Source organism: Amycolatopsis acididurans (assembly GCF_012328925.1).
Lineage (GTDB): Bacteria > Actinomycetota > Actinomycetes > Mycobacteriales > Pseudonocardiaceae > Amycolatopsis_E > Amycolatopsis_E acididurans.
The window spans coordinates 1-26,949 of the sequence record NZ_JAAXLS010000070.1; the positions used below are offsets into that span (position 1 = coordinate 1).

Sequence of the window (26,949 nt, forward strand, 5' to 3'; positions counted from 1 at the left end):
GCCCAGCCGGTTCGTGGATGCGTCTGTGCTCCCGCCGGTGGTTTCGGCGGGTGTTTCCTCGTTCGACATGTATCTCCTTCGCCCCCGGGCGCGTCTGCCAGCCAATCGCTGGAAGGACGCGGCCGCGCAGGGGCCCCTTCCTGTCTTGTTCCGCCGCGGTGTTGGCCGCCGACGGGAATCCTGTGCCTCTCTCGCCGCGCGACGACGGCCGGATCTCCGGCAGCCCGCCACGGCAGGTCCACTCAGTCACGCGCGGACCGGGCCGACGGCTTCCCGCACCGCCTCCCACATCGTCTAGCCACCCGCACCGGGCGGCGACGACGTGGTGCTCTTCCCACACGTCACCGGGTCACCGGCGCCGGTGCGCACCGCATTCGGCGTGCGTCCCGGCCCGGTAGCCACCCCGAGTATCCCATACGGCGCCACCGCCGACGCGTGCTCTCTCCTCACGCGCGTCGTTTTCCCCGGCCGGGCGAACTTTCCCGTTCCGCTTGTAGCCACCTCTCGGGGTGTCCTAGCGTGCGGCAGTATCGCTGATTCCCTGGAGGTCCCCGGTGTCCGGGTTCAGACGGTCGTTCGTGCTCCTCGCCTGCGCCGTGCTGATCGTCGCCGTGCCCTTGCCCGCCGTCGCCGACGACGTGACCGGTTCACCCTGCTCACCTTCGGGTGACACCCTCCGTTACCTGGTCGTCTTCGACCAGGGCACGACCGAGAGCCGGGCTCGCGCGCAGACCGGGGCCTCCTGCGGCACGGTCACCGCGTACTACCCGCAGATCACGGTGGGCGTGGCGACCTCCACCGACCCCGCATTCGCCGAGCGGTTCGGGCCCGACCGCGCGTTCAGCGCCCAGGCCCAGCGCCGCACCCACGCCCCCTCGCGGGACCGGCTGTCCCTGACCGACCCACGCGAAGTGTCCCCGATCAACCGCGAGGACGAGCAGTGGGACATGGCCGCGATCAACGCGCGCGGCGCGGGCCGGGGCAGCCGCGACGTCGTGGTCGGGGTGCTCGACTCCGGCGTCGACGCGCATCACCCCGACCTCGCCGGGGCCGTGGACACCCGGCTGTCCGCGGGCTGCCTGTCCGGCGCCCCGGACGACGACTGGGCCCCCACGACCTCACCGCACGGCACACACGTCGCCGGCATCGTGGCCGCCGCCGACGACGGCAAGGGCATCACGGGCGTGGCGCCGGGCGTGCGGGTGGCCTCGGTGAAGGTGATCGACGACCGCGGCTACGTCGATCCCGCCGCGGTGGTGTGCGGCCTGGTCTGGGCGGCCACGCACGGCATGAAGGTCGTCAACGCCAGCTTCGCGATCGACCCGTGGGGCCTGTCCTGCTCGCACGCCGACACCTACGGCGTGATGTACGAGGCCATCTCGCGTGCCGTCCGGTACGCGACCGCCGCGGGCACGCTCGTGATCGCCGCCGCCACGAACGAGGCCGTCAACCTCACCCCGGCACGCCCCGGCCCCGCCTCCGGCGCCCGCTGCGACGTGCTGCCCGCCGGGCTTCGCGACGTGGTGGCCGTGTCCGCGGTACGGCGCGACGGGGTCAAGGCCGGCTACAGCTCCTACGGACTCGGCGTGGTGGACCTCACCGCACCCGGCGGCGACGGCGACGACTGCGTGCTCTCGACCGTGCCGGGCGGCTACGGCTCGCTGTGCGGCACGTCGATGGCCGCGCCGCACGTCGCCGGGGTGGCGGCACTCGTCGCGTCCGCTCATCCCGGCATCGACGCCGGCCCGCTGCGCGACGCGCTGGAGCAGGGCGCTCGCCCGACGCCGTGCCCCACCGACTACGACCTCACCGGCGACGGCAGGCAGGACGCCTTCTGCGCCGGATACACCGGCTACAACGGCTTCTACGGGCACGGCCAGGTGGACGCCGTGGGCGCCCTCACCGCAGCAGCAGGCGAGTGAGGCGGCGCGCCACGCCCCACACGCCCAGCACCGCCAACGCCAGCAGATACGCCAGGTGCCCGAGCATGCTCCAGCTCAGCGTGCCCACCGCGAACTCGCGCATCAGCTCGATGCCGTGGTACAGCGGGAAACACTGGACCACGACCTGCAGCACCGGCGGGTACACCGACAGCGGGTAGAACGTGGTGGAGAACAGGAACAACGGCATCACGGCGAGATTGACGTAGTCGAACTGCGACGGGGAACGCAGGAACGTCGCACACGTCATGCCGATCGCCGCGAAGGCGAACGCCACCAGCAGCGCGATCGGGATCAGCATCAGCGCCCACGGCGAGGCCACCAGGCCCATCGCGGTCATCACCGCGAAGAACGCGACCGCGTACATCCCGCCGCGCAGCACGGCCCACGAGATCTCCCCCACCGCGATGTCGAACGGGCCGATCGGGGTGGCCAGCATCGCCTCGTACGTCTTGGCGTAGCGGAACTTGAAGAACACGTTGAACGTCGAGTCGAAGATGGCGCCGTTCATCGCCGACGAGGCCAGCAGCGCGGGCGCCACGAAGGCGACGTAACTCATCGGCCTGCCGTCCGGGCCGGTGACCTCGTCCACAAGCTTGCCGAACCCGATCTGGAACGCGACGAGATAGAACAGCGGCTCGAACACGCCGGACACGAGGATCAGCCACATTCGCGAGTAGGCCAGCGCCGACCGTTCGACGAGCTTGCTCGCGCGGCCCGCGTACAAGCCCGGCGGCAGGATCCGCAGCAGCAGCCCGCCCCTGCGCCGCTGTGCGGCAACGGTCATCACGCCACCAGCCTTCGGTAGAAGTACCTGCGCGCCAGCACCGCCCCGAGGGCGAACAACGCGGCGAGGAACGCGAGGTGGCCGAGCATCTCCCACGGCCCGACGCCGCCGAGCGTGACCCCGCGGGCGAGCTGGTTTCCGTGCCACAACGGGGAAATCCAGGCCAGCCACCGCAGCGCGACCGGGATCTGCGTGATCGGGAAGAACGTGCCGGCGAACAACGTCATCGGCATGACCACGAACCGGAACAGCGCGTTGAACCGCACACCCTCGTCGTACGTCGTCGCCGCGAACGCGGTGACCGGTGCGGCGCAGGCGAGTCCGGTGACCACACCGGCCGGCACGACGGCGAGCACACCCGCGTTGAGCCAGGCCCCGAACGCGAGCGCGATCAGCGCGTACACCGTCCCGGACAGCAGCAGCCGCAACGTGACCCACGTGAAATGGCCCGCGAGCAACTGGCCCGGCGTGATCGGCGTGGCGGTGACGGCCAGATAGTCCTTCTGCCACTTGAACCCCGACAGCACCGGATACGTGGACTCCCCCACCGCGAACTGCATCGACGCCGCGACGAGCAGCGCGGGCGCGATGTACTGCAGGTAGGGCAGGCCGTCGGTGGCCGGTCCCTGCCGCACCTGCGAACCGAAACCGAGCCCCATCGCGGCGAGGAACAGCAGGGGCTGCAGGCCCGAGGAGTACAGATTGGACTTCCAGTACCGCCGATACCACGCCCAGCTTCCCTCGACCCGCAGCCAGGCAGCACGCCAGGAACCGACGACCCTGCCGGTGGAGGCGACCATCAGTCCACCAGCGTTCTGCCGGTCAGCCGGAGGAACACGTCCTCCAGGCTGCTGCGGCGGACCAGACTGGACACCGGCCTGACCTCGCGGGCGTGCACCTGCTCCAGCGCCGATTCGCCGGCGGCGGTGTAGAGCAGCAGGCGGTCGGGCAGCACCTCGACGCGCTCGGCGAGATCGGCGACCCGATCCACCGGCGCCTGCTCCCCGGGCAGGAACCGCAGCTCCAGCACCTCGCGCGTGGAGTACCGGGCGATCAGGTCGGCGGGCGAGCCTTCGGCGACGATCCGGCCGTCGTCCATCACGACGAGGCGGTCGCACAGCTGCTCGGCCTCGTCCATGTAGTGCGTGGTGACGATGAGCGTGACGCCCTGCGCCTTGAGCCGGAACAGCCTGTCCCACAACAGATGCCGGGCCTGCGGGTCGAGCCCGGTGGTCGGCTCGTCGAGCAGCAGCAACTCCGGGTCGTTGACCAGTGACCGCGCGATGGTCAGGCGCCGTTTCATCCCGCCGGAGAGCGGTTCCACCTCGGCGTCGGCGCGTTCGGACAGCTGCGCGAACTCCAGCAGCTCGACGGCCTTGCGGCGCACCTGGGCCCGCGACAACCCGAAGTAGCGGCCGTACACCTGCAGGTTCTGCCGCACGGTCAGCTCGTTGTCGAGATTGTCCTGCTGCGGCACCACACCCAGGCGCGCACGGATGTGCGGGCCGTGCGTGTCCGGATCCATGCCCAGCACCTCGAGATCGCCGTCGGTGCGCGGCGACACGGACGCGATCATGCGCATGGTGGAGGATTTCCCGGCGCCGTTAGGCCCGAGGAAACCGAACGCCTCCCCACGCCGGACCTCGACGTCGATCCCCCGGACGGCCTCGAAGTCGCCGAAACGCTTCACCAGTGCTTTGGCCCGGACCAATGTCGGTTCATCGTCCACGACAGCCACAGTAGGACGCGATACCGACAGAAATCGATCGGTTTACCGCGGTTCCGCCAGTTCCCGGGTCAGTGCCGAGGCTGCGGTGCGCACGGCGGGCGCGAGCCGGTCCAGGTCCATCCGCGTCGCGCTGCCGGTGATCGAGATCGCGGCCAGCAGCCTGCGGCCGCTGTCGAAGACGGGCGCGGCCACGGCCGCCACACCGATCTCGGATTCCTCGCTCTGCACGCCGTAACCGCGTTCCTGCGCGCGGTCGAGTTCCTTGCGCAGCAAGCCGGGAAGCACGATCGTGCGCGGGGTCTGCCGGGTCAGCCCGGCGGCCACGACACGGGCGAAGCAGGCGGGCGGGCCGAGCGCGAGGAACAGCTTCCCGGTCGCCGTGCAGTGCAGCGGCATCCGCGCGCCCACCCGGGAGCGGATCGGCGTGGAGCGGTGCCCGGTCACCTTCTCCAGGAACAGCGTGTGCGCCCCGTCGGGCACGGCGAGATGGATGTTCTCGTGCGTGGACTCGTAGAGGTCCTGCATGTACGGCAGCGCGGCTTCCCGCAGGTCGCGCCGTTGCGGCACGCGCTGCCCCAGTTCGAACAGCTTCATGGACAACCGGTAGGCGCCGCCGGCGCGTTCCAGGCCGCCCCAGTGCACCAGCTGCCCCGCCAGCCGGTGCGCGGTCGCCTTCGGCAAACCCGTGCGGGCCGACAGTTCGGCGAGGGTGAGCTCGGTGTCGAGCGAGGTGAACGCGTCGAGCAGCAGCAGCCCGCGCGCGAGCACGGATTTGGGCGAATCGCCAACGCCGGCGGTCATGGGGTGATGCTGCACGGGATGGGTCCGGGGCGCAATGATCGTGATCGATCCGCGCCCCGGACGGGAGCAATCCCTACAGGTCGGGGAACCAGAGCTTGAGCTCCCGCTCGGCCGACTCCGGCGAGTCCGAGCCGTGCACCAGGTTGTACTGCGTTTCCAGCGCGAAGTCGCCACGCAGGGTGCCGGGGGTGGCCTTCTCGACCGGGTCGGTGCCACCGGCGAGCTGACGGAACGCCGTGATGGCGCGCGGCCCCTCCACGGCGAGCGCGACGACCGGGCCGGAGGTGATGAACTCCAGCAGCTCGCCGAAGAACGGCTTGTCCTTGTGCTCGGCGTAGTGCTCCTCGGCGACCGAACGCGGCACGTTCCGCAGCTCCAGCGCGGCCAGCGTCAGGCCCTTGCGCTCGATGCGGGAGATGACCTCGCCCACGAGGCCACGCTTCACGCCATCGGGCTTGACCAGGACCAGCGTGCGTTCACTCACGACTCTTGTTACCTCTCGGATTGGTGACGGTGTGAGAAGCCTAACCGGGTCATGCGCGCACGGGACGCAGGGTGGTCGACCACGGCGAAGCACCCTTGCCGTCGCGCAGCTCCCCGCTCGCGGCGTTGACGTTCAGCTCGCCGAGATGCTGGAAACCCGCCATAGGTCACCCGTTTCGAGCAGGGTTCGGCGGGTCTGTTCGGTCACGCCCGGTTTCTGTCCGCCGCGTCGTGGCCTGGGCGATCAGTCCTGTTGTTGCTGGCTGGGCAGGGTGCCCGCCGCCATCCGGCGGGCCACGTCCCGGCGCAGCCACAGCGCCCACAGCCAGAACGCCAGGAACAGCAGCCCGATCACGCCGATCGCGACCGTGCTGACGAAGAACGCGATCAACGCGACCTGGAGCGCGAGGATCACCGGCACCATCCACGCATGCCGCAGCAGGCCGCAGCTGACCACGAGCGCGACCGCGATCGCGATCACCGCCCAGCCCTCGAACGTGCCGACGCCGCCGCCCAGCCGGGCGACGACCGGCACGGCCAGCCCGACCGTGATCGCCTCCATGATCAGGGCACCGGCCATCACACCGCGGAAGGACTTCATCGGGTCCTTCGCCGGCGGCCGGGGGCTCTCCTCGGTCATCGCGCCTCCCGTCGTCATGCCGGTTCCTTTCCGAACAGGGTGCGGGCCTCGCCCGCGGTCACGACCGAGCCGGTGACCAGCACACCGCCGCCCGCGAGCGGCTCGTCGCCCGCGCCGACCTCCTCCACCAGCGCGACCGCCGCCTCCACCGCCGAATCCAGCGTCGGCTCGGCGACCACCCGGTCCTCACCGAAGATCGACAACGCCAGGTCGTTGAGCTCGTCCAGCGGCATCGCCCTCGGCGAACTGTTGCGGGTCACCACGATCTCGGACGCGACCGGCTCGAGCGCTTCGAGGATGCCGCGCGCGTCCTTGTCCTGCATGACACCGACCACCACGACCAGCCGCCGGAAGGCGAACTCCTCGTTGATGGCGGTGGCCAGCGCCTGCGCGCCGTGCGGGTTGTGCGCGGCGTCGATCAGCACGGTCGGCGCCGCGCGCACCCGTTCCAGCCGGCCTGGCGTCTCGACCTCGGCGAAGGCCTCGCGCACCGCCTCGATCACCAGCTGCCGGTCCTTGCCGGCGCCGAAGAACGCCTCGACCGCGGCCAGCGCGAGTGCCGCGTTGTTCGCCTGGTGCACGCCGTGCAGCGGCAGGAAGATCTCGTCGTACACGCCGCCGAGCCCCTGCAGGCTCAGCAACTGCCCGCCGACCGCGATCTCGCGGCGCAGCACGCCGAACTCGCTGCCCGCACGCGCCACCGTGGCGTCCACCTCGACGGCGCGTTCCAGCAGGACACGCTGCGCCTCGGGCGGCTGCTCGGCGATGACGGCGACGCCGCCGGGCTTGATGATCCCCGCCTTCTCACCCGCGATGCCGGCGAGGTCACTGCCGAGGTAGTCCATGTGATCGAGGCTGACCGGCGTGATCACCGCGACCTGGCCGTCGGCCACGTTCGTCGCGTCCCACCGGCCGCCGAGCCCGGTCTCCAGCACCGCCAACTCGACCGGCGCGTCGGCGAAGGCCGCGAACGCCATCCCGGTGAGCACCTCGAACTTGCTCATCGGCGGGCCGCCCGCGCCGTCGACCATCTGCACGTAGGGCTCGATGTCGCGGTAAACGGACACGTACTTCGAGGCCGGGATGGGCGCGCCGTCGATCGCGATGCGCTCGGTGACCAGCTGCAGGTGCGGGCTGGTGTAGCGGCCGGTGCGCAGCCCCATCCTGGTGAGCAGCGCGTCGATCATGCGGACGGTCGAGCCCTTGCCGTTGGTGCCCGCGACGTGCAGCACCGGATAGGTCTTCTGCGGATCGCCGAGCACGGTGGCCAGTGCGGCGATCCGGTCCAGCGACGGCTCGATCTTGGTCTCCGGCCAGCGCTGGTTCAGCTCCGCCTCGACCCGCATCAGCTCCTGCCGGGCCTGGCGTTCGACCTCCGCCACGTCGACGGTCTCGACGTCCTCGGGATCGTCGGGCAGTGGGCCGGCCACGAAGTTGTCGCCGCTGGACAGCTCCGCGGGGTAGTCCTCTTCCACGTCGCCGAGTCTACGGACGTGTCCGGTTCTGGCAGGTTGGGGCCCATGCCGTTCAACCACAACGATCACTACCACCCGCTGCTGCTGCGTCAGGTTCCGGCGCACGCGCGGACCGCGCTGGACGTGGGCTGCGGTACCGGCAAGTTCGCCCGAAGACTCGCGGCGGCCGGGCTCGCCGTGGACGCGCTGGACGCCGACGCCGCGACGATCGAAGCCGCCCGCGCCCTGAGCCTTGAGGAGATCTCCTTCCGGCACGAGGATGTCGCGACCACGCGAGTGCCCGAAGGCCGCTACGACTTCATCTCCTGCCTGGCCTCGCTGCACCACGTGCCCTTCGACACCGTGACCAGGCTGCGCCGGGCGCTGGCTCCCGGCGGTGTGCTCGCCGTACTGGGCCTGGCGAAACCGCGTTCGCTGCCTTATCTGGCGGCGTGGCTGCTGGCCGGGCCGCCGCTGAACCTGGGCGCCCGGCTGGTGGTCGCGGCCGGGGAACGGCTCAACGGCGGTCCGGACCGCACTCCGCAGGCGCCGGTCCGGGACTGGGCCATGACGACGACCCAGGTGCGGCGTCGTTCCGGCGAGTTGCTGCCGGGCAGCACGATGAGACCGCTGATGTTCTGGCGGTATCTGCTGGTCTACCGCCATCTAGAGTGAGCGCCGTGGATGCGATGCGGCTCGGGGCCTTTGTGGAGACCTACGACGGTGAAGGTTCGCCGGTCGCGGTCAAGGATCTGATCGACGTGCGGGGCCAGACGGTCCGCAGCGGCACACCGGGACTGACCCATCACGTCGCGGCGGGAGACGCGAGTTGCTGGGCGCGGCTGCGGGCCGCCGGGTACTACGTCATGGGCCGCACGAGCGTGCCCGAGCTGGCCTGGTCGGTGCGCACCCCCGGCTGCGGCAACCCGTGGGATCCCAGCCGCGACGCGGGCGGATCGAGCGGCGGTTCCGCCGTCGCCGTGGCCACCGGCGCCGCACCGGTCGCGCTGGGCACCGACACGGGCGGGTCGATCCGGATCCCGGCCGCGCTGTGCGGCGTGGCGGGCCTGCGGCCGACGCACGGCAGCATCCCGATGGACGGCATCACGCCGATCGCGCCGTCGATGGACACCGTCGGGCCGCTGGCGCTGACGGCGCGAGAATGCCTGCGCCTGCACGAACTCATGAGCGCCACCCCCTCGGCCGCGCCGTCGACGGTGGCGGGCCTGCGCGTGGGCCTGCCGTCGGCGCTGTGGGGCGACAAGATCGATCCGGGCGTGCTGCGGCTCGTCGAGGAGGCGGCGACGACCGTGCGCGACGCGGGTGCCCGCATCGTCGACGTTGAGCTGCCGCTGGCCCGCGCCCACGCCCGCGGCGCCGGCTACACGACGATGCTCTACGAATCGGCGCAGCACTGGTGGCAGGCCTACCAGGACGAGCAGGACGGGCTCGCCGGGCGCGCGATCGGGCTGCTCCGCGCGGGTTCGCAAGTGTCCACGTCGGACTACGAGACGGCACGGGAGCAGGCCGCCGCCGTCCGTGACGAGGTGGACGCGGTCTTCGGCGAGGTCGACGCGCTGCTGATGCCGACGGTGCCGGTCACGGCCGCGCCGCTGGATTCGGCCACGGTTCGCGTCGGCGACCGGGACGAGGACATCGAGAACGCCTATTACCGGCTCACCGCGCTCGCCGCCGTCAGCGGGCATCCCGCGTTGTCGGTTCCGGCCGGGCTCAGCGACGGGCTGCCGGTGGGTGCTCAGATCGTCGGGCCGCGCGGGCAGGAAGCGCTGGTGTGCCTGCTCGGTGAGATCATCGAAAGCGGCCCCTCGGCACGAGATCTGGCGCGCCGACGCAATCCCACCGGGTGATTTCCGGGCAAGCCACCCGAACGGCGGCGCCCCGGCGCGAAGGCAGCTACTAGGAAGAAGAGCATGCGTGCTCGCCGGAGCCTGTTCGTCGCCGTCCTCGCCCTGTGCACCGTGCTCGCCTCGACGCTGACCGCGTCCGCGTCGAACGCCCGCGTCAACTACGTCGCGCTCGGCGACTCCTACACCGCCGGGCCGCTGATTCCCGTCCAGCGGCTGGATCCGTTCGGCTGTTTCCGGTCCACGTCCAACTACCCCGCACAGCTCGCGGCGCGTCTGAAGGCGCGCTTGTACGTCGACGTCAGCTGCAGCGGCGCGGACACCAGCGACATGACCGCGCCGCAGAGCATTCCGCTGGGCAGCAACCCGCCGCAGCTCGACGCGCTGCGGCAGAGCACGAACCTGGTCACGATCGGCATCGGCGGCAACGACTACGGCGTCTTCGGCACCATCGTCGGCACCTGCCCCGGTCTGCGGAACTCCGATCCGACGGGCAATCCGTGCCAGCGGCACTTCACCGTCAACGGGGTCGACACGATCAAGGCCGAGATCGCCAACACCGAGCACAACATCACGAAGGTGCTCGCCGAGATCCACTCCCGCGCTCCCCATGCGAAGGTGCTGGCGATCGGTTACCCGCGTATCGCACCGCCGTCGGGCACCTGCCCGGACATCCTGCCCTTCGCCGACGGAGACTACGCGTGGCTCAACAGCGTCGAGAAAGCGCTCAACGACGCGGTGTCCGGTGCGGTCGCCACCGACGGCAAGGCGTCCTACGTGGACATGTTCAAGCCGTCGCTCGGGCACGACGCGTGCTCGGCGCAGCCGTGGATCAACGGCAAGGACGCCAAGCCCTACGCGGCGGCCTACCACCCGTTCTTCAGCGGAATGGCGGGCATGGCCGCGGTCATCTACGGGAAGCTGAGCTGAGCGCCACGAGCCGGTAGACCGGGTCGGGCCCGCCCTCGCCCTGGCCGAACCCGGTGAACCTGGTCTCGCCCGCCGGCCGGAGTCCGTGCCGCGCGGCCAGTTCCGCGACGAGTGCGAACCGGTCCCGGCCAGGGCCGTTCTTGTCCACCGTCGTCACGACGACGCCGCCGGGCCGCAGCACTCTGGCCGCCTCGGCGATCGCGGCCGGCACGTCCCGCAGGAGGTGCAGCACCCAGATCAGCACCACCGCGTCGAAGCTCGCCGCGCGGAACGGCAGTCGCGTCGCGTCACCGCGGGTGAAGTGGCCGGGTATGCGCCGCCCGGCGAAGGCGAGCATCCCCCGCGACCGGTCCACGCCGTAGATCTCACGGCCCGGCCCGGCCAGCCGCCCGGTCACGATGCCCGTGCCGCAGGCGACGTCGAGCACGACGCGGACGTCCGAGGGAAGCAGCCGTTCGATCGCGGCCGCGGCGGCGTCGGCACGCTCGTCGCCGCCGCGCGTCTCGTCGTAGCGCGGCGCTTCCACGACGTAGTCCAGCACCCGGTCAGCTTCGCACGAAATACACGTAACGATCAGGGCCAGTCAGCGACTTGTTGACGTGGACGACAACGGGATAGACGATCACCCGGATCTGCTGGATCCGGACTGGCGGCGCCACGCGGAGAAAGAAGCGTGGTCCGAACTGCGCGCGACGCGGCGCCGCCGGAGCCGCGGACGGCGGATCGTCATCCCGCTCGCCGTGCTCGTCGTCGTGGCCGGGGCCGGATACGGGGTGTACCGCTGGGGCAAGACGACCTCCGACCACTACAGCGCGCCCGCGCCCGCCGCCGGGCAGTCCGCCGCCACCACCACCGCGGCGGGACCGAGTGACCTGCCCGTCTGGGGCAAGATCGACCGCGACCACCCCTTCACCGACACCCCCGCGCAGAACTGGGCCGCAGGCCTGGCCGGGCTGACCACCCCGCCCGCGGCCAAGGTGGGCGAGTTCTCCGCGAAACAGGTCGGCGACGCGATCGGACGGGTCAAGGCGGCGATCGCGGCGAGCGCACTGGACACCGCCACCCTCGAACACCACGACACGGCCCACTACCTGTCCCTGTTCGCGCCCGACGACCGCGAGCAGATGCGCCCCGAACTGGCGGACACTCTGAAGGCGTCGTCCTACGTCGTCTTCCTCGCCGACGGCTACCACCTGCTCCCGTCCGCGCCACGGATGAACGGCAGCCTCACCATCAAGGCCGGCGCACGTGGTGAGCTGGTGCTGCACGCCACGTACATCACCGCCTACGCCTTCGACCCCGGCGACACCCGGGTGAGCGGTCCTGCCGACATCGTCGCGTTCAAACGTGCCGACGAGGACTACGTGCTGCGCACGGCAGGAGCTTTCGCGGACACCAGTGCCGGGCTGTGGGTGGACAACGGCACGCGATACGCCTATGCGATTGCCTGTGACAAGGCCAAACAGGGCTTTCTCGCGCCGGGCTTCGCCGATCGCGGCTACACCGACGTCACGCAGGACTCGCTGGAACCGGGCGTGTTCGATCCGAACCAGCCCCCGCCCACCAAGGAAGACTGCTGAATCACACTCCACTGCACAGGCCAGACTCCTCAGTCTAGACTGTGTATATGACCCGCGTTCCGACCGAGGTCGCGCGGCTCGCCGGTGGGCTGCGTGGCGTGATCGGGCAGTTGCATCGCCGGCTGCGGCAGGTGGACAACGCCGAAGTGCTCACCCCGTCGCAGTCCGCCGTGCTGGCCAGGCTGCGCCGCGAGGGCCCGCAGACCCAGGCACAGCTCGCCGCCGGTGAACACGTGCGCCAGCAGTCGATGGGCGCCACCCTCGGCGCACTCGACGAACTGGGCTACCTCGAGCGCACGCGCGACCCCGCCGACGGGCGGCGAGTGCTGATCTCGCTGTCCGACCTCGGGGAGAAAACCGTGCGCGGAGTGCACCAGCACCGCGAGGAATGGCTCGCCAAGGTGCTGGTCACGTTCTCGGCCGAGGAACGCGAAACCGTTGCCGGCGCGCTACCGCTACTGGAGCGTCTGGCCCAGCGCTAGGGAGTGTGAGTACGACGGGGCAGCAAGTCGCCACCCGTATCCCCACCACGTTCGGCCCGCGCCTGATCACCCCGCTGGTGGCCAGCGCGATCCTCAATCCCATCAACTCCACCCTGATCGCGGTCGCGCTGATCCCGATCGGGCAGGCCTTCGGCGCCGGGCCGGAGCGCACGGCATGGCTGATCACCTCGCTGTACCTGGCCACCGCGGTGGGCCAGCCGGTGGTCGGGCTGTTCGTGGACCGGTTCGGGGCGCGCCGCGTGCTGCTCACGGGCGCGGCGATCGTGATGGTGGCCGGTATCGGCGGTTTGCTGACGTTCTCGCTGGACTGGCTGATCGGCGTGCGCGTGGTGCTGGGAATCGGCACCTGCGCGGGCTTTCCCGCTGCGATGGCCGTGCTCCGCAAACGCGCCGACGCCGCCGGACAGGGCGTGCCGAGCAGGATCCTGGCGGTGCTGGCGATGTCCTCGCAGACGGTGATGGTGATCGGCCCGACGCTCGGGGGCGCGCTGATCGGCCTGTTCGGCTGGCCCGCGATCTTCGCGGTCAACATCCCGCTCGCCGCGGCCGCGCTGTTGTTCGCCGTGTTCTGGGTGCCCGGCGACGACAAGGCGAACCTCAGCAGGTCCAGGGTGGACGTGCTGGGCATCGTGCTGTTCTCCGCCACCCTGCTGGCCGTGCTGCTGTTCGTGATGGAACCGGCGGTGAGCGATCTGTACCTGCTCGGCGTCGCGGTCGCGCTGGCCGCCGCGTTCACCCGCGTCGAACTGCGTGCCGCCAAGCCGTTCATCGACCTGCGGATGCTCGCCGCCAACACCGCGCTGCTGCGCACCTACCTGCGGCAGGCGCTGGCCTTCCTCATCGTGTACTCGATCATGTTCGGCTACGTGCAGTGGCTCGAATCGGCGCGCGGCATGACCGAATCCGGTGCCGGGGCGCTGCTGCTGCCGATGTCCGCGGTCGCGGTGCTGGCGGCGGCCGCCTCCGGCAAGCCGACCGGCATCCGGCTCCGGCTGATCCTCAACTCGCTGGCCCTGCTCGCCGGGTCCACGCTGCTGCTGTTCGTCGACACGAGCACGTGGCTGGTCGCGCTGGTCGGGCTCGCCGCGGTGTTCGGCCTCGGCCAGGGGCTGACGAGTGTGACCAATCAGACTGCCCTGTACGGTCAGGCGCCCGCCGAGGTGATGGGCACGGCCAGCGGGCTGTTCCGCACCGCGCAGTACCTGGGCGCGATCGCCGCGTCCACGCTGATCGCACTGTGTTTCGGGCAGCACGTCACGTCCCCCGGCCTGCACCATCTCGGGCTGGCGCTGGTCGTGATCGGCGCGGCGCTGCTCGCCGTGACGGTCTTCGATCGCGCATTACGACGTGACGGGGCTCGCACTCAAGCGCTCGACGTCGCAAGATAACGGGGTGACACGTAACGCCCCTTCCCAAGACATCGACGAGTCCCGCCTCGAAGTGCACAAGCCGAAGCAGTGGGCCGCCGGCCTTCCCGGCGTCGCGGTTTCGCTGGTGCGTGGCGTCGAGCAGATGGGCACCGGCCGCACCGTGCGCGCCCTGCGCCTGCTCAACCAGCAGCACGGTTTCGACTGCCCCGGCTGTGCCTGGCCGGAGCCGCGGGAGGCCGACGGGGAGCACCGCAAGCTGGCCGAGTTCTGCGAGAACGGGGCGAAGGCGGTGGCCGAAGAGGCCACGAAACGCCGCGTGGGCCCGGAGTTCTTCGCCCAGCACGCCGTTTCCGACCTCGCGGGCAAAACGGACTACTGGCTCGGGCAGCAGGGCCGCCTGACGCAGCCGATGGTGCTGCGCGAGGGCGCGGCGCACTACGAGCCGATCGACTGGGACGGCGCGTTCGCCCTCGTCGCGGACCACCTGCGCGAGCTGTCCACACCGGATGAGGCGATCTTCTACACCTCCGGCCGCACCAGCAACGAGGCCGCGTTCCTCTACCAGCTGCTGGTCCGCTCGTTCGGCACGAACAACCTGCCGGACTGCAGCAACATGTGTCACGAGTCCTCCGGCGCGGCGCTGTCGGAGGCCACCGGCATCGGCAAGGGGTCGGTCAGCCTCGCCGACATCCACAAGGCCGATCTGATCGTCGTGGTGGGCCAGAACCCCGGCACCAACCACCCCCGGATGCTGTCGGCGCTGGAGGAGGCCAAGGGCCACGGCGCGAAGGTGATCGCGGTGAACCCGTTGCCGGAGGCCGGGTTGATGCGCTTCAAGAATCCGCAGAACCCGCGCGGCGTGGTCGGCAAGGGCACGCCGCTGGCCGACGAGTTCGCGCAGATCCGGCTCGGCGGTGACCTCGCCCTGTTCCAGGCGATCGGGCATCTGCTGCTGGCCTGGGAGGACGCGGCACCGGGCACGGTGGTCGACCACGAGTTCATCGAGAGCTCGTCGCACGGTTTCACCTCCTACGCCAAGAACCTGCGCGAGATCGACTGGACGGAGATCGACCGCGCGACCGGTCTCGACCGCGAGCAGGTCGTGCGGATCGCGCGCATGATCGCGGAGTCGGAGCGCACCGTGTACTGCTGGGCGATGGGCGTGACCCAGCACCGGCACGCGGTCGCCACCATCCAGGAGATCACCAACGTGGCGCTGCTGCGCGGGATGATCGGCAAGACGGGCGCGGGCCTGTGCCCGGTTCGCGGGCACTCCAACGTGCAGGGCGACCGGACGATGGGCGTCTGGGAGAAGATGCCCGAGAAGTTCCTCGCCGCGCTGGAAACCGAATTCGGCATCCCGGTGCCGCGCAAGCACGGTTTCGACACCGTCGACGCGATCCGCGCGATGCGGGACGGCCGCGGCAAGGTGTTCATCGGGATGGGCGGCAACTTCGCCGCCGCGACACCGGACTCGCACGCGACCGAACGCGCGCTGCGCTCGTGCGAGCTGACCGTGCACGTGTCCACGAAACTCAACCGCTCCCACGTCGTGCACGGCAGGACCGCGCTGATCCTGCCCACACTCGGCCGCACCGAAGCCGACATCCAGTCCGGCGGCGAGCAGTTCGTGTCGGTCGAGGACTCGATGTCGGCCGTGCACACCTCGCGCGGGCGGCTCCAGCCCGCGAGCACGCACCTGCTCTCCGAGGTCGCGATCATCTGCCGGCTCGCGCGGGCACTGTTCGGCGACGAGCACGCGGTGCCGTGGCGCGAGTTCGAAGGCGACTACGACCGGATCCGCGACCGCATCGCGAAGGTCGTGCCCGGCTGCGAGGACTACAACGAGCGGGTGCGCCAGCCGGACGGTTTCGTGCTTCCCCATCCGCCGCGCGACACCCGCGAGTTCCGTACGAACACCGGCAAGGCGAACTTCACCACCAGTGAGCTGGAGTACCCGAAGGTCCCCGCCGGCAGGCTGCTGCTACAGACGCTGCGCAGCCACGACCAGTACAACACCACGATCTACGGCCTTTCCGACCGCTACCGCGGCATCGAGGACGCACGCCGCGTGGTGCTGGTGCACGCCAAGGACCTCGCCGAACTCGGGTTCGCCGACGGGGAGATGGTGGACCTGGTGTCGGAGTGGGAGGACGGCAGCGAACGCCGGGCGGACAGCTTCCGGGTGGTGGCCTACCCGACCGCACGCGGCTGCGCCGCCGCGTACTTCCCCGAGGCGAACGCGCTGGTGCCGCTGGATTCCGTCGCGAAGAAGTCGAACACGCCGGTGTCCAAGGCGATCGTCCTGCGGCTGAAGCGACGCTAGGTCCGCAGGTACGAGGCCCCGTTCAGGTCGAGGATGGCGCCGGAGGCCCAGGAGGAGCCGGGGCCGGCGAGGTAGACGATCGCCTCGGCGATCTCCTCCGGCCGCGCCACCCGGCCGAACGGGCTCTGCGCCCGCAGGGCGTCGCCGCGGTCGCCGGTGAGCCAGTCGGCCACCCGCTCGGTCGCGATGAACCCGGGCGCCACCGAGGCCACCGCGATGCCGTGCGGCGCGAGGGAAATCGCGAGGGACTGGCCGAGCGAGTGCAGCGCGGCCTTCGTCGCGCCGTAGGCCGGGTGATCGGGCTCGCCGCGGAACGCGCCACGCGAACCGACGTTGACGATGCGTCCTCCGGCACCGCGGTCGATCATGTGCCGGGCCACGCAGTAGCTCACGTCCGCCGCCCCGAGCAGGTTCACCGCGACCGTGTGCCGCCAGACCTGTTGCCAGTGCCCGAGATCCGAGCCCGCGACGGGATGCGCGTTCTCGGTCGTGGTGACGACCGCGGCGTTGTTGACCAGCACGTCGACCCCACCGAGTGCCTCCTCGGCGGCGTCGGCGATCCGTCGCGCGTCCGTCGCCACGTCGCCCTGGATCAGTGCGTGTCCCTGGCCGGACAAGGATTCCACGGTCCTCCGGGCCTCGGTGTGGTTCGAGTTGTAGTGCACCGCGACGCGATCGCCCCGTTCGGCGAAGGCTTGTGCGACGGCGCGGCCGAGCCCCGCGGAGGCGCCGGTGACCAGAACTCCCCGGCTCATCGGGCGAACAGCTGCGACTCGTCGCGGAAGGCCTTGAACTCCAGGGCGTTTCCGGCCGGATCGTGCAGGAACATCGTCCACTGCTCCCCCGGCTCGCCCGCGAACCGCCGATAGGGCTCGATCACGAACTCGGTCCCGGCGGCACGCAGTGTGCCCGCCAGCTCGTGGAAGTCCTCGACGGAGAGGATCAGCCCGAAATGCGGCACCGGAACGTCGTGCCCGTCGACCGGGTTGCGGCCGGACTCGTTGCGCGCGCCCGGCACGACGTGCGTGACCACCTGATGGCCGTGGAAGTTCCAGTCCACCCACGCGGTGTCCGAACGCCCCTCGGGCAGGCCGAGCACGCCGCCGTAGAACTCGCGGGCACGGCCGAGGTCGTCGACCGGGATGGCGAGGTGAAACCCAGGGCGCGTCATCGGCGCTCCTTCCGTCGTGAGCCTGCTGCGGTCCTTGCAGCTTGACCCGGCGAATGTCGGAATGTCAACATTTGGACATGTTGCAGCCCGCACAGCGCCGGGGGCTCGCCGAGGAGGCCGCCGACCGCGTTCGCGAGGAGATCTTCGCCGGGCGGATTCCACCGGGCAGCGCCCTGCGCGAAGTCGAGCTGGCCGCGTCCCTGCAGGTCAGCCGCGGCTCGGTGCGCGAAGGGCTGGCCATGCTCGAACGCGAGGGGCTCGTGCGCAGCGTGTGGCACAAGGGCACGCGGGTCATCGAACTGACCGAGGAGGACGTCGAGGAGGTCTACGCCGTGCGGGCGGCGCTGGACCGGCTCGCCGCCACGACGGCCGCGACGAAGGCCACGCCGGGGCAACTCGGCGAACTCGACCGGCTGGTCGAGGACATGGCCGCGGAGCGGGACGCGCTGCGCCTGCTACGGCTGGATCTCGCCTTTCACGAGGTCGTCTACCGCGCCGCGGGCAACCGCAGGCTGCTGGAGGCGTGGCACGCCGTGCGTTCGCAGGTGCGGCTGTTCCAGTCGCACCGGATCCGGTTCGAACAGGCCGAGTACCGGGCACGCGTGGCGGGCGAGCACCGCGAACTCGCGCGGTTGCTGCGCGCCGGGGACGCGGCACGCCTGGCCGACGTGGCCGAGGAGCACGTGCACTCCGCGCGGCGCGCGCTGCTCGAGGGGCTGACCCGCCGGCCGCACGCGGCAACCTGACCAGCTCACCCGCCGAAGAGCTGCACGACCTTCTGGACCAGCTCGTAGACCCCGTAGGCGAACGGCAGCCCGACCCACAGCCACGTCAGGGTCAGCAACCAGGTGCGGCGTCCCTCGTTCATTTCGGCTCCTTCACAGCGGGCTTGGCCGGGACAGGCTCGTGGTGCTTCTCGTGCACCGGCCGCACCAGTTCGTTCGCGATGAAGCCGGCCACCAGCAGCGCGATCATGATGTAGAAGGACGTCGTGTACAGCTCCGGCCCCTGTTTGCCGCCCCGCTTCTGGCTGTCGGCGATCGCGTTCACGATCAGCGGGCCCAGCACCCCGGCCACCGACCACGCGGTGAGCAGCCGCCCGTGGATCGCACCGACCTGGTAGGTGCCGAACAGGTCCTTCAGATAGGCCGGGATCGTCGCGAAACCCGCGCCGTAGAAGGAAAGGATCACCATCGCGCAGAGGATGAACACGACCTTCGAGGAGTTGCCCGTCACCGCGATCACCAGGTACAGCAGCGCGCCGATGCCGAGATAGCCGCGGTAGATGTTCTTGCGCCCGATCAGGTCCGAAGTGGACGACCACACGAACCGGCCGAGCATGTTGGTCAGCGACAGCAGCGCCACGAACCCGGCCGCCGCGGCGGCGCCGACCGGGGTAGCGGTCTGTTTGAAGAAGTCCGTGATCATCGGCGCGGCCTTCTCCAGGATGCCGATGCCCGCGGTCACGTTAAAGCACAGCACGACCCACAGGCACCAGAACTGCGGCGTCTTGATGGCGCCGGCCGCGGACACGCTCGCGGTGGTCATCATCTTGTTGCCGTTGTCCGCGGGCGGCGTCCAGCCGCTGGGCCGCCAGCCCGCGGCGGGCACACGGACGAGGAACACGCCCAGCGACATGAACACCGCGTAGACGACGCCGTGGATCAGAAACGACGTGCCGATGCCGCTCGGGGTACTGCCGAAGGCCTGCAGCATCTGGCTCGACCACGGCGAGGCGATCAGCGCGCCGCCGCCGAACCCCATGATCGCCAGGCCCGTGGCCATGCCCGGCCGGTCGGGGAACCACTTGATCAGCGTCGACACCGGCGAGATGTAGCCGATGCCGAGACCGATGCCGCCGATCAGCCCGTAGCCGAGGACGACCAGCCAGTACTGGGAGGTGTAGGCCCCGAGCGCGGAGATCAGGAACCCGCTCGAGAAGCACGTCATCGACACGAACATGGCCCAGCGCGGCCCGTTGCGCTCGACGAGCGTGCCGCCGAACGCCGCGGACAGGCCGAGCATGACGATGCCCAGCTGGAAGGGCAGTGCGCTCAGCGTGCCGGACAGGCCGAGTGCCTTCTCCAGCGGCGGTTTGAACACGCTCCACGCGTACGCCTGGCCGATGGCCAGGTGCACCGACAGAGCCGCGGGCGGGATGAGCCAGCGGCTCCAGTTCGCGGGCGCGACCGTGTGCGAGCGGTCGAGGAAAGTGACGGCCACGTTGACGCTCCCCTAGTGTGGGCAGTGAGTGTGCAAAGTAATACCCGATTTGTGGTGATGCGGCCACCAATCGGAAGTTTCAGGCGGGAGAAACCACCATGGGCCGAGTGACCGTGCGCCGACCGGTGCGGATGCTGTCGGCGTCCGGGCAGCGGCGGCGGCCGGACTCACTGGCGGCCGAGGAACCGCTGGAGATCCGGGTCGGCGGCAAGTCGCTCGCGGTCACCATGCGCACGCCGGGCCACGACGTCGAACTGGCGCACGGATTCCTGTTGTCCGAAGGCGTCATCGGCTCGATGGAGGACGTGGCCACCGCCCGCTACTGCGACAGCGTCGACGACTCGGGCCGCAACACCTACAACGTGCTCGACGTCGCGCTCGCGGACGGGGTCCCGCCGCCCGACACCGGAGTGGAGCGCAACTTCTACACCACGTCTTCATGCGGCGTGTGCGGCAAGGCGGCGCTGGACGCGGTCAAGCTCAAGACGCGCTTCTCCCCCGGCGGCTCGGCCTTAGCGGTGTCGGCGGAGGTGCTGGCGGGGCTGCCGGACGAGCTGCGCGAGCGGCAGAAGGTCTTCGCGAGCACCGGCGGGCTGCACGCCGCGGGCCTGTTCCGCACGGACGGTTCGCTGCTCGCGGTGCGGGAGGACGTCGGCAGGCACAACGCGGTGGACAAGGTGCTCGGCTGGGCGTTGCTGGAGCAGCGGGTGCCGCTGTCGGACATAGGGCTGCTGGTGTCCGGGCGGGCCTCGTTCGAGCTGGTGCAGAAGGCCGCGATGGCCGGGATTCCTTTCCTGGCGGCGGTTTCCGCGCCCTCGTCGCTCGCGGTGGAACTGGCCGAGGAGAACGGGATGACACTCGTGGGGTTCCTGCGGGGGTCGAGCATGAACCTCTACACCGGTGAGCAGCGGGTACTTGCCGCCGACTGACGTTTGTTGCCTGGCCATCCCATGAGCTTCAATATGGGCGTGGATCATGGCGAAGCAGGTGGCGGACGGCGGCGGTTCAGCCGCCGGTCGGTGTTGATCGCCGGCGCCTCCGGGCTGGGTATCGCCGGATTCACCGCGGGCACCGCCTCCGGGGTGCTGCCGTTCAGCGCGGCCGTGCAGCGGGCGATGGGTGTCACCTCCACGACGCCGGTGAGCCAGCTCGGGGTCGCGCAGGTCGAGCGGGTGTGGTCACAGGCGCGGCAGCGGCAGGTCGATCTGGTGACGTTGCTGCCCAGCAAGTCGCCGCCCGCGAACCTGCCGATGTCGTTGCTGCTGCACGGTTTGCACGGGCGTGCGCGGACCGCCGCGCCGACCGGGACCCTCGCGGAACTGAGCAGCCAGGTGGCGCGGCGTGCGGTGCCGCCGTTCGGGCTGGTCGCGGTCGACGGCGGGGACAACTACTGGCACGAGAACCACCCCGGCGACGATCCGATGGCCATGCTGCTGGAGGAGGTCCCGCAGTGGCTGCGGCGGCGGGGTCTCGGCGGGGCCGACGGTCAGCCCTTCGCGGTCACCGGGATGTCGATGGGTGGCTTCGGCGCGATGCTGTACGCGCGGCGGCGGGCCGAGCGGGGCCGGCCGGTGGGTGCGCTGGCGTTGCTGGCGCCCGCGCTGATCCTGTCGTGGTCGGAGATGGCCAAGCGGGACGCCTTCCACGACGAGGCGGACTGGGCGTCGATGGACCCGCTGAAGCACCTGGACGCGACGTCAGGCATCCCGACCGGGGTGTGGTGCGGCACCGAGGACTCGTTCATCACCGGGGTGCGCCGCTACGTCGCCGCCACGAGGCCCGCCGTCGCCTACACCGCCCGCGGCAAACACGGCGACTCCTTCAACCGCACCGTAGTACCCAGCGTCGTCACCTTCCTAGGCCACCACACACCCCCCACCTAACCGCGAGTCGAGACTTCCACGCGCCCGAGTCCAGACTTCTCTGCGCCCGAGTCCAGGCTTGTGTGCGCCCGAGTCCAGACTTCCTTGCGGCCGAGTCGGGCTTGTGTGCGCGAGTCTGGGCTTGTGTGCGCGCGAGTCTGGGCTTGTGTGCGGCCGGGTCCAGACTTCTGCGCGGCCGAGTCCAGGCTTCCGTGCGGCCGAGTCCAGGCTTCTCCGCGCATCGTCGGACGGTGTCCGGCGCACGGGTCGAGCTCCAAACCGGGAGCGCTGGCTGGCGCCGCGTAGAGCCCGTACCCGGCACCGGAACCCTCAACCCGGGCGCACGGAAACCTCAACTCGCCCTACGGGGAGCCTCGACTCGGGCGCGCGGAAACCTCGACTCGGGCGCGCGGAAACCTCAACTCGCGCTGCCGGAAACCCGGACTCGCGCTGCCAGAAACCTCGACTCGGGCGCGCGGAAGTCTTGACTCGCGGGGTGGTTAGGTTAGCCAGTGGCTTACTACTGAGAGGAGCCAGAAGCCCAGCAGGGTGGCGGACAGGAGTAGTGCGAACCACACCAGCAGGGCGCGGTCGTTGTGGCCGGCGGCGCGGGCGCGGCGCAGGGCGTAGTAGGCCACCGCGAACAGCGGCAGCGGCAGCAGGGGCAGCGGCGACAGGCGCACACCGGTGGCGACCAGGCACACCGCCCCGAGCACGATCAGCACGACCTGCAGACCGCGGTGCAGCAACGGATTGCTCAGGTACGGCGTGATGATGCGGTAGGTCAGATCGCTGATACCGCGGACATCCCGGCCCTCCGGGACGACCTTTTCCACGTCACCGACCGGTCTCGGTGCGTCCGTGCCCTCGTCGACACCCTGACGGGGGCCCGCCCCCTCGAAGCTCATTCGGCTAGCTTATCGAGCACGGTTCGGCCGCACGGAGCAACCGGGCCGTTACGCGGTCTTCTCGCCACGCTCGGTGCTGCGGCGGCGCGACGGCTGCCGCGACACGATCGTCGGGTTGACGTTCTCCCGCACGGTCTGCTCGGTGATCACGACCTTGGCGACGTCGTTGCGGCTCGGGATGTCGTACATCACCGGCTGCAGGACCTCTTCCATGATCGCCCGCAGGCCACGGGCGCCGGTGCCACGCAGCACCGCCTGGTCGGCGATCGCCTCCAGCGCGGTCTTGGTGAACTCCAGCTCGACGTTGTCCATTTCGAACAGCTTCTTGTACTGCTTCACCAGCGCGTTGCGCGGCTCGGTCAGGATCCGCACCAGCGAGTCCTTGTCCAGGTGCGTCACGTTCGCCACGATCGGCAGCCGGCCGATGAACTCCGGGATCAGCCCGAACTTGATCAGGTCCTCGGGCATGGTCTCGGAGAAGATGTCGCTCTCCTCGATCTCGGTCCTGGTGCGGATGTCCGAGCCGAAACCGATGCCGCGCTTGCCGATCCGGTCGTTGATGATCTTCTCGAGCCCGGCGAACGCACCGGCCACGATGAACAGCACGTTCGTGGTGTCGATCTGGATGAACTCCTGGTGCGGGTGCTTGCGCCCACCCTGCGGCGGCACCGAGGCGGTGGTGCCCTCCAGGATCTTCAGCAGCGCCTGCTGCACGCCCTCACCGGAGACGTCGCGCGTGATGGACGGGTTCTCCGACTTGCGGGCGATCTTGTCGACCTCGTCGATGTAGATGATGCCCGTCTCGGCGCGCTTGACGTCGTAGTCGGCGGCCTGGATCAGCTTCAGCAGGATGTTCTCGACGTCCTCGCCGACGTACCCGGCCTCGGTGAGCGCCGTGGCGTCCGCGATCGCGAACGGCACGTTCAGCATCTTCGCGAGCGTCTGCGCGAGATAGGTCTTGCCGCAGCCGGTGGGGCCCAGCAGCAGGATGTTCGACTTGGCCAGCTCGACGGGCTCGTCCTTGGAGTCCTTGGGACCGCTCTTGTCGTCGGACTGGATGCGCTTGTAGTGGTTGTACACCGCCACGGCCAGCGTCCGCTTCGCGTCGCCCTGGCCGATGATGTATTGGTCGAGGAACTCGTGGATGTCGAACGGCTTGGGCAGTTCGTCGAGCTTGACGTCGCCAGCCTCGGCCAGCTCCTCCTCGATGATCTCGTTGCACAGGTCGATGCACTCATCGCAGATGTACACGCCGGGCCCGGCGATGAGCTTCTTCACCTGTTTTTGACTCTTTCCGCAGAAAGAGCACTTCAGCAGGTCCCCGCCGTCGCCGATCCGTGCCATGACCGTTGACCTGTCCCCTCCGGAGCGCCGGGTGACGCACCTGATCGTGTACCTGCCCTCGCCGCCGAGACAGCGGAATTCACGAGTTGCCTCTGACGGTACCCGCCTCACGCGCCCGACGGGAGGACCATCGAGCGATGGGACGCGCCCCGAGCGACCCTAGTGGGGAAAGCCGGTGCGAGTCCGTGATCGACACGCACCGGCTTCGCCCCGGTGGGTCTCAGGGTCAGCTGGAGGCCTTGCGGTACGGAACCACCTGGTCGATGATGCCGTACTCCAGGGCCTGCTCGGCGGTCAGGATCTTGTCGCGCTCGACGTCCTGACGGACCTCTTCTTCGCTCTTGCCGGTGTGCTTGGCCAGCGTGGCCTCCATCAGGCGGCGCACTCGCTGGATCTCGTTGGCCTGGATCTCCAGGTCCGACACCTGGCCGTAGGTGCCCTCGGTGGCGGGCTGGTGGATCAGCACACGCGCGTTGGGCAGCGCGAGCCGCTTGCCCTTGGTGCCCGCCGCGAGCAGCACGGCGGCCGCGGACGCGGCCTGGCCCAGCACGACCGTCTGGATCTCCGGCCGGACGAACTGCATGGTGTCGTAGATCGCCATCAGCGCGGTGAACGAGCCACCGGGCGAGTTGATGTAGATCGTGATGTCGCGGTCCGGGTCCTCGTGCTCCAGGTGCAGCAGCTGCGCCATGATGTCGTTGGCCGACGCGTCGTCGACCTGGACGCCGAGCATGATCTGCCGCTCTTCGTAGAGCTTGTTGTACGGGTTGGATTCCTTGATCCCATAGCTCGTGCGCTCGACGTACGAGGGCAGGATGTACCGGGACTGCGGAAGTTGAAAGTTGCTCATTTCCTTGTCTCCTTGCGAGCCCGGTCAGCGGCTGCCGTTGGCCGAGGGAAGCTGGTTCTCCCGGGTGAGCACGTGGTCGACGAAGCCGTAGTCACGCGCCTCCTCGGCGGTGAACCAGCGGTCGCGGTCACCGTCACGGATGATCTGCTCGACGGTCTGGCCCGTCTGCTCGGCGGTGATCTTGGCCAGCTCCTGCTTCCACTTGCCGAACACCTCGGCCTGGATCGCGATGTCGGACGCGGTACCGCCGACGCCCGCGGAGGGCTGGTGCATCAGGATGCGCGCGTGCGGCAGCGAGTAGCGCTTGCCCGGCGTGCCGGAGGAGAGCAGGAACTGCCCCATCGAGGCCGCCAGCCCCATCGCGTAGGTCGCCACGTCCGGCTCGATGAGCTGCATCGTGTCGTAGATGGCGAAGCCGGCGGTGACCGAGCCGCCCGGCGAGTTGATGTAGAAACGGATGTCGGACTCGGAGTCCTCCGCGGCCAGCAGCAACAGCTGCGCGGTGATCCGGTTCGCCACCTCGTCGTTGACCTCGGAGCCGAGTACGACGATGCGTTCCTGGAGCAGCCGCTCGGACACCGAGTCGGTCAGGTTGAGCCCCGCGGTGGTGGTCCGCGCCTCGGGCTTGTGCTGCGTCACGTCTGCCTGCCTTTTCGCAATGCTTGAAGATCTCGTAATCGACCCTAACGAACTCAGGCGGCGCAGAAGTCCTGACACCGCCCGAGTTCGCTGAGAGCTTTACTTTTCGGCCGGAGCCTCCGCCTCAGCGGTGACCTCGGTCTCAGCGGACTCGCCGGTGGCCGTGGCCTCCGCGCCTTCCTCCGCCTCGTCCGAACCGAACAGCTCATCGAGGTCGACCGTCGCGCCGGAGGCGTCGGTCACCGTCGCCTTGCGCACGACCGACGCGAGCGCCTTGCCCCGACGCACGTCCGCGAAGATCGCGGACAGCTGGCCGGACTGCTGGGCACGCTGCACGTACTCGTCCGGGCTGATGCCGAAGCGCTGCGCCTGGTACAGGATCCGCTCGGTCAGCTCGGCGTCGTTGACCTGGGTCTGCTCGGCGTCGGCGATCGAGTCGAGCAGCAGTTGCGTGCGCACCGCCTTCTCCGACTCCTCGCGGACCTCGTCGTTGAACTGCTCCAGCGTCTTGCCCTGGGACTCCAGGACCTTCGCCAGCGCTTCCTCGTTGTGGTCGAGGTCGTGGATCGCGTCGTGCTTGCGGCTTTCCACCTCGGCCTCGAGGACCTTCTCCGGCAGCGGCACGTCGACCTGCTCCAGCAGCGAGTCGAGGATCTTGTCCCGGGCCTGCACGCCCTGCTGGACCTTCTTCATCCTGGCCAGCCGCTCGCGCAGGTCCGACTTGAGCTCGTCCAGCGTGTCGAACTCGCTGGCCAGCTGGGCGAAGTCGTCGTCGGCCTCGGGCAGCTCACGCTCCTTGATCGACTGCACCGTGACCGACACCTCGGCGTCGCGGCCCGCGTATTCGCCGGCCACCAGCTGCGTGGTGAAGGTCTTGGTCTCGCCCTCGTTCGCGCCGACGATGGCCTCGTCGATGCCGTCGACGAGCTGGCCGGAGCCGATCTCGTAGGACAGGCCGGACGTGGAGGCCTCCTCGACCTCCTCGCCGTCGACGGTGGCCGCGAGGTCGATGGACACGAAGTCGCCGTCCTGCGCGGGCCGCTCGGCGCCCTTGAGGGTGCCGAACCGGGCGCGCAGCTGGTCCAGCTCGCCGTCGACCTCCTCGTCGGTGACCTCGACGTCGTCCACGCTGACCGAAAGGCCGCCGAAGTCGGGCAGCTCGATCTCCGGGCGGATGTCGACCTCGGCGGTGAACTCGAGCACCTCGCGGTCCTCGAGCTTGGTCACCTCGAAGTCGGGCTGGCCGAGCGTGCGCACCTCGCCGGCGCGCACCGCCTCCATGTATTTGGCCGGGATTGCCTCGTTGACGACCTCATCGAGCACCGGCGCGCGGCCGATCCGGCTTTCCAGGACGCGAGCGGGCGCCTTGCCGGGACGGAAGCCCGGGATGCGCACCTGCTGGGCGATCTTGCGGTAGGCGCGGTCGAAGTTCGGTTTCAGTTCGTCGAACGGCACCTCGACATTGATCTTGACTCGCGTCGGGCTGAGCTGCTCGACGGTGCTCTTCAACGTGTTCTCCTCGAGCCGTACAGGGTTGGGTGGGC

28 protein-coding genes are annotated in these 26,949 nt (G+C 69.9%); 11 read left to right on the forward strand and 17 right to left on the reverse strand.

Annotation, left to right across the window (positions count from 1 at the left end; genetic code table 11):
* Positions 1-554 precede the first annotated feature (554 nt).
* Positions 555-1,922, forward strand: coding sequence for a S8 family peptidase (locus HFP15_RS39245; RefSeq protein ID WP_376768929.1), 1,368 nt, complete (start codon positions 555-557; stop codon positions 1,920-1,922).
* Here HFP15_RS39245 and HFP15_RS39250 read toward each other — a convergent pair.
* The 7 genes from HFP15_RS39250 to folC all read right to left on the reverse strand — a co-directional run bounded on the left by HFP15_RS39250 (position 1,900) and on the right by folC (position 7,855).
* Positions 1,900-2,727: an ABC transporter permease gene (locus HFP15_RS39250; protein WP_168523172.1), complete on the reverse strand. Its 828-nt coding sequence runs from the start codon at positions 2,725-2,727 to the stop codon at positions 1,900-1,902. The two genes, HFP15_RS39245 and HFP15_RS39250, sit on opposite strands and share 23 nt — an antisense overlap.
* On the reverse strand, positions 2,727-3,527 hold the full coding sequence (locus tag HFP15_RS39255) for an ABC transporter permease (protein ID WP_168523175.1): 801 nt from the start codon (positions 3,525-3,527) through the stop codon (positions 2,727-2,729). The genes HFP15_RS39250 and HFP15_RS39255 overlap by 1 nt, the downstream gene beginning before the upstream one ends.
* A complete protein-coding gene (locus HFP15_RS39260) occupies positions 3,527-4,456 on the reverse strand; it encodes an ABC transporter ATP-binding protein (RefSeq protein ID WP_168523177.1) in 930 nt (309 codons plus the stop codon). The genes HFP15_RS39255 and HFP15_RS39260 overlap by 1 nt, the downstream gene beginning before the upstream one ends.
* A 42-nt stretch (positions 4,457-4,498) precedes the next feature.
* The gene (locus HFP15_RS39265; protein ID WP_168523178.1) at positions 4,499-5,257 is read right to left on the reverse strand and encodes an IclR family transcriptional regulator; all 759 of its coding nucleotides are present in this window, start codon (positions 5,255-5,257) and stop codon (positions 4,499-4,501) included.
* 73 nt (positions 5,258-5,330) lie between these two features.
* Positions 5,331-5,741: a nucleoside-diphosphate kinase gene (gene ndk / locus HFP15_RS39270; protein ID WP_168523180.1), complete on the reverse strand. Its 411-nt coding sequence runs from the start codon at positions 5,739-5,741 to the stop codon at positions 5,331-5,333.
* 243 nt (positions 5,742-5,984) lie between these two features.
* On the reverse strand, positions 5,985-6,380 hold the full coding sequence (locus tag HFP15_RS39275; protein ID WP_168523218.1) for a DUF4233 domain-containing protein: 396 nt from the start codon (positions 6,378-6,380) through the stop codon (positions 5,985-5,987).
* A gap of 14 nt (positions 6,381-6,394) precedes the next feature.
* The gene (gene folC, locus HFP15_RS39280) at positions 6,395-7,855 is read right to left on the reverse strand and encodes a bifunctional tetrahydrofolate synthase/dihydrofolate synthase (RefSeq protein ID WP_168523182.1); all 1,461 of its coding nucleotides are present in this window, start codon (positions 7,853-7,855) and stop codon (positions 6,395-6,397) included.
* A gap of 45 nt (positions 7,856-7,900) precedes the next feature.
* Here folC and HFP15_RS39285 point away from each other — a divergent pair, with 45 nt between their 5' ends.
* From HFP15_RS39285 to HFP15_RS39295, 3 genes are all read left to right on the forward strand, one after another.
* On the forward strand, positions 7,901-8,509 hold the full coding sequence (locus HFP15_RS39285; RefSeq protein ID WP_168523184.1) for a class I SAM-dependent methyltransferase: 609 nt from the start codon (positions 7,901-7,903) through the stop codon (positions 8,507-8,509).
* Between the two features lie 14 nt (positions 8,510-8,523).
* Complete coding sequence (locus HFP15_RS39290; protein WP_168523220.1) at positions 8,524-9,702, forward strand: amidase; 1,179 nt, start codon at positions 8,524-8,526, stop codon at positions 9,700-9,702.
* Between the two features lie 63 nt (positions 9,703-9,765).
* Positions 9,766-10,629, forward strand: coding sequence for an SGNH/GDSL hydrolase family protein (locus HFP15_RS39295; RefSeq protein ID WP_168523186.1), 864 nt, complete (start codon positions 9,766-9,768; stop codon positions 10,627-10,629).
* On the opposite strand, the gene HFP15_RS39300 is transcribed toward HFP15_RS39295, so the two are convergent.
* Positions 10,607-11,170, reverse strand: coding sequence for a class I SAM-dependent methyltransferase (locus HFP15_RS39300; protein ID WP_168523188.1), 564 nt, complete (start codon positions 11,168-11,170; stop codon positions 10,607-10,609). The two genes, HFP15_RS39295 and HFP15_RS39300, sit on opposite strands and share 23 nt — an antisense overlap.
* A gap of 58 nt (positions 11,171-11,228) precedes the next feature.
* Here HFP15_RS39300 and HFP15_RS39305 point away from each other — a divergent pair, with 58 nt between their 5' ends.
* Genes HFP15_RS39305 through HFP15_RS39320 form a run of 4 tightly spaced genes read left to right on the forward strand, consistent with a single transcriptional unit; the run spans position 11,229 to position 16,408 of the window.
* Positions 11,229-12,209: a hypothetical protein gene (locus HFP15_RS39305; protein ID WP_168523190.1), complete on the forward strand. Its 981-nt coding sequence runs from the start codon at positions 11,229-11,231 to the stop codon at positions 12,207-12,209.
* Between the two features lie 47 nt (positions 12,210-12,256).
* Entirely contained in the window at positions 12,257-12,691 is a 435-nt protein-coding gene (locus HFP15_RS39310; protein ID WP_168523192.1) for a MarR family winged helix-turn-helix transcriptional regulator, read from the forward strand.
* 5 nt (positions 12,692-12,696) lie between these two features.
* Positions 12,697-14,100 (forward strand): MFS transporter, encoded by a 1,404-nt coding sequence (locus tag HFP15_RS39315; RefSeq protein WP_376768930.1) that lies wholly within the window; start codon positions 12,697-12,699, stop codon positions 14,098-14,100.
* Between the two features lie 4 nt (positions 14,101-14,104).
* Positions 14,105-16,408: an FdhF/YdeP family oxidoreductase gene (locus tag HFP15_RS39320; protein WP_168523194.1), complete on the forward strand. Its 2,304-nt coding sequence runs from the start codon at positions 14,105-14,107 to the stop codon at positions 16,406-16,408.
* Here the strand turns inward: HFP15_RS39320 and HFP15_RS39325 are convergent.
* Positions 16,405-17,163, reverse strand: a complete 759-nt coding sequence (locus HFP15_RS39325) for an SDR family NAD(P)-dependent oxidoreductase (RefSeq protein WP_168523196.1) — start codon at positions 17,161-17,163, stop codon at positions 16,405-16,407. The genes HFP15_RS39320 and HFP15_RS39325 overlap by 4 nt on opposite strands.
* Complete coding sequence (locus tag HFP15_RS39330) at positions 17,160-17,579, reverse strand: VOC family protein (protein ID WP_168523198.1); 420 nt, start codon at positions 17,577-17,579, stop codon at positions 17,160-17,162. Before HFP15_RS39330 ends, HFP15_RS39325 begins: the two co-directional genes overlap by 4 nt.
* A 77-nt stretch (positions 17,580-17,656) precedes the next feature.
* Here HFP15_RS39330 and HFP15_RS39335 point away from each other — a divergent pair, with 77 nt between their 5' ends.
* A complete protein-coding gene (locus HFP15_RS39335) occupies positions 17,657-18,325 on the forward strand; it encodes a GntR family transcriptional regulator (protein WP_168523200.1) in 669 nt (222 codons plus the stop codon).
* Between the two features lie 5 nt (positions 18,326-18,330).
* On the opposite strand, the gene HFP15_RS44300 is transcribed toward HFP15_RS39335, so the two are convergent.
* Together HFP15_RS44300 and HFP15_RS39340 are read right to left on the reverse strand one after the other, a co-directional pair.
* Positions 18,331-18,447 (reverse strand): MFS transporter small subunit, encoded by a 117-nt coding sequence (locus HFP15_RS44300; RefSeq protein WP_446680265.1) that lies wholly within the window; start codon positions 18,445-18,447, stop codon positions 18,331-18,333.
* A complete protein-coding gene (locus HFP15_RS39340) occupies positions 18,444-19,802 on the reverse strand; it encodes an L-lactate MFS transporter (protein ID WP_168523202.1) in 1,359 nt (452 codons plus the stop codon). The genes HFP15_RS44300 and HFP15_RS39340 overlap by 4 nt, the downstream gene beginning before the upstream one ends.
* Positions 19,803-19,900: 98 nt before the next feature.
* Between HFP15_RS39340 and fdhD the strand changes: the two genes are divergently transcribed.
* The gene (fdhD, locus tag HFP15_RS39345; RefSeq protein ID WP_168523204.1) at positions 19,901-20,731 is read left to right on the forward strand and encodes a formate dehydrogenase accessory sulfurtransferase FdhD; all 831 of its coding nucleotides are present in this window, start codon (positions 19,901-19,903) and stop codon (positions 20,729-20,731) included.
* Between the two features lie 39 nt (positions 20,732-20,770).
* The gene (locus tag HFP15_RS39350; protein WP_312871975.1) at positions 20,771-21,685 is read left to right on the forward strand and encodes an alpha/beta hydrolase; all 915 of its coding nucleotides are present in this window, start codon (positions 20,771-20,773) and stop codon (positions 21,683-21,685) included.
* A 479-nt stretch (positions 21,686-22,164) separates the two neighbouring features.
* Here the strand turns inward: HFP15_RS39350 and HFP15_RS39355 are convergent, their stop codons facing one another.
* The 5 genes from HFP15_RS39355 to tig all read right to left on the reverse strand — a co-directional run bounded on the left by HFP15_RS39355 (position 22,165) and on the right by tig (position 26,914).
* Positions 22,165-22,572, reverse strand: a complete 408-nt coding sequence (locus HFP15_RS39355; protein WP_210718470.1) for a hypothetical protein — start codon at positions 22,570-22,572, stop codon at positions 22,165-22,167.
* 48 nt (positions 22,573-22,620) lie between these two features.
* Positions 22,621-23,916 carry an ATP-dependent Clp protease ATP-binding subunit ClpX gene (gene clpX / locus HFP15_RS39360; RefSeq protein WP_168523208.1) on the reverse strand — a complete coding sequence of 432 codons (1,296 nt, stop codon included), beginning with the start codon at positions 23,914-23,916 and terminating at the stop codon, positions 22,621-22,623.
* A 226-nt stretch (positions 23,917-24,142) separates the two neighbouring features.
* A complete protein-coding gene (locus tag HFP15_RS39365; protein ID WP_168523210.1) occupies positions 24,143-24,766 on the reverse strand; it encodes an ATP-dependent Clp protease proteolytic subunit in 624 nt (207 codons plus the stop codon).
* A gap of 24 nt (positions 24,767-24,790) precedes the next feature.
* A complete protein-coding gene (locus HFP15_RS39370) occupies positions 24,791-25,405 on the reverse strand; it encodes a ClpP family protease (RefSeq protein ID WP_168523212.1) in 615 nt (204 codons plus the stop codon).
* A gap of 99 nt (positions 25,406-25,504) precedes the next feature.
* Positions 25,505-26,914, reverse strand: a complete 1,410-nt coding sequence (gene tig, locus HFP15_RS39375) for a trigger factor (RefSeq protein WP_168523214.1) — start codon at positions 26,912-26,914, stop codon at positions 25,505-25,507.
* Positions 26,915-26,949: the final 35 nt, after the last annotated feature.

Coding starts and splice junctions, on each gene's coding strand:
- HFP15_RS39255 (WP_168523175.1), bottom strand. CDS start 3,527: ATGGTCGCCTCCACCGGCAGGGTCGTCGGTTCCTGGCGTGCTGCCTGG.
- HFP15_RS39250 (WP_168523172.1), bottom strand. CDS start 2,727: ATGACCGTTGCCGCACAGCGGCGCAGGGGCGGGCTGCTGCTGCGGATC.
- HFP15_RS44300 (WP_446680265.1), bottom strand. CDS start 18,447: ATGAACGAGGGACGCCGCACCTGGTTGCTGACCCTGACGTGGCTGTGG.
- HFP15_RS39365 (WP_168523210.1), bottom strand. CDS start 24,766: ATGAGCAACTTTCAACTTCCGCAGTCCCGGTACATCCTGCCCTCGTAC.
- HFP15_RS39265 (WP_168523178.1), bottom strand. CDS start 5,257: ATGACCGCCGGCGTTGGCGATTCGCCCAAATCCGTGCTCGCGCGCGGG.
- HFP15_RS39285 (WP_168523184.1), top strand. CDS start 7,901: ATGCCGTTCAACCACAACGATCACTACCACCCGCTGCTGCTGCGTCAG.
- HFP15_RS39290 (WP_168523220.1), top strand. CDS start 8,524: ATGCGGCTCGGGGCCTTTGTGGAGACCTACGACGGTGAAGGTTCGCCG.
- fdhD (WP_168523204.1), top strand. CDS start 19,901: ATGGGCCGAGTGACCGTGCGCCGACCGGTGCGGATGCTGTCGGCGTCC.
- HFP15_RS39330 (WP_168523198.1), bottom strand. CDS start 17,579: ATGACGCGCCCTGGGTTTCACCTCGCCATCCCGGTCGACGACCTCGGC.
- HFP15_RS39295 (WP_168523186.1), top strand. CDS start 9,766: ATGCGTGCTCGCCGGAGCCTGTTCGTCGCCGTCCTCGCCCTGTGCACC.
- HFP15_RS39335 (WP_168523200.1), top strand. CDS start 17,657: ATGTTGCAGCCCGCACAGCGCCGGGGGCTCGCCGAGGAGGCCGCCGAC.
- clpX (WP_168523208.1), bottom strand. CDS start 23,916: ATGGCACGGATCGGCGACGGCGGGGACCTGCTGAAGTGCTCTTTCTGC.
- HFP15_RS39310 (WP_168523192.1), top strand. CDS start 12,257: ATGACCCGCGTTCCGACCGAGGTCGCGCGGCTCGCCGGTGGGCTGCGT.
- HFP15_RS39325 (WP_168523196.1), bottom strand. CDS start 17,163: ATGAGCCGGGGAGTTCTGGTCACCGGCGCCTCCGCGGGGCTCGGCCGC.
- HFP15_RS39275 (WP_168523218.1), bottom strand. CDS start 6,380: ATGACCGAGGAGAGCCCCCGGCCGCCGGCGAAGGACCCGATGAAGTCC.
- HFP15_RS39355 (WP_210718470.1), bottom strand. CDS start 22,572: ATGAGCTTCGAGGGGGCGGGCCCCCGTCAGGGTGTCGACGAGGGCACG.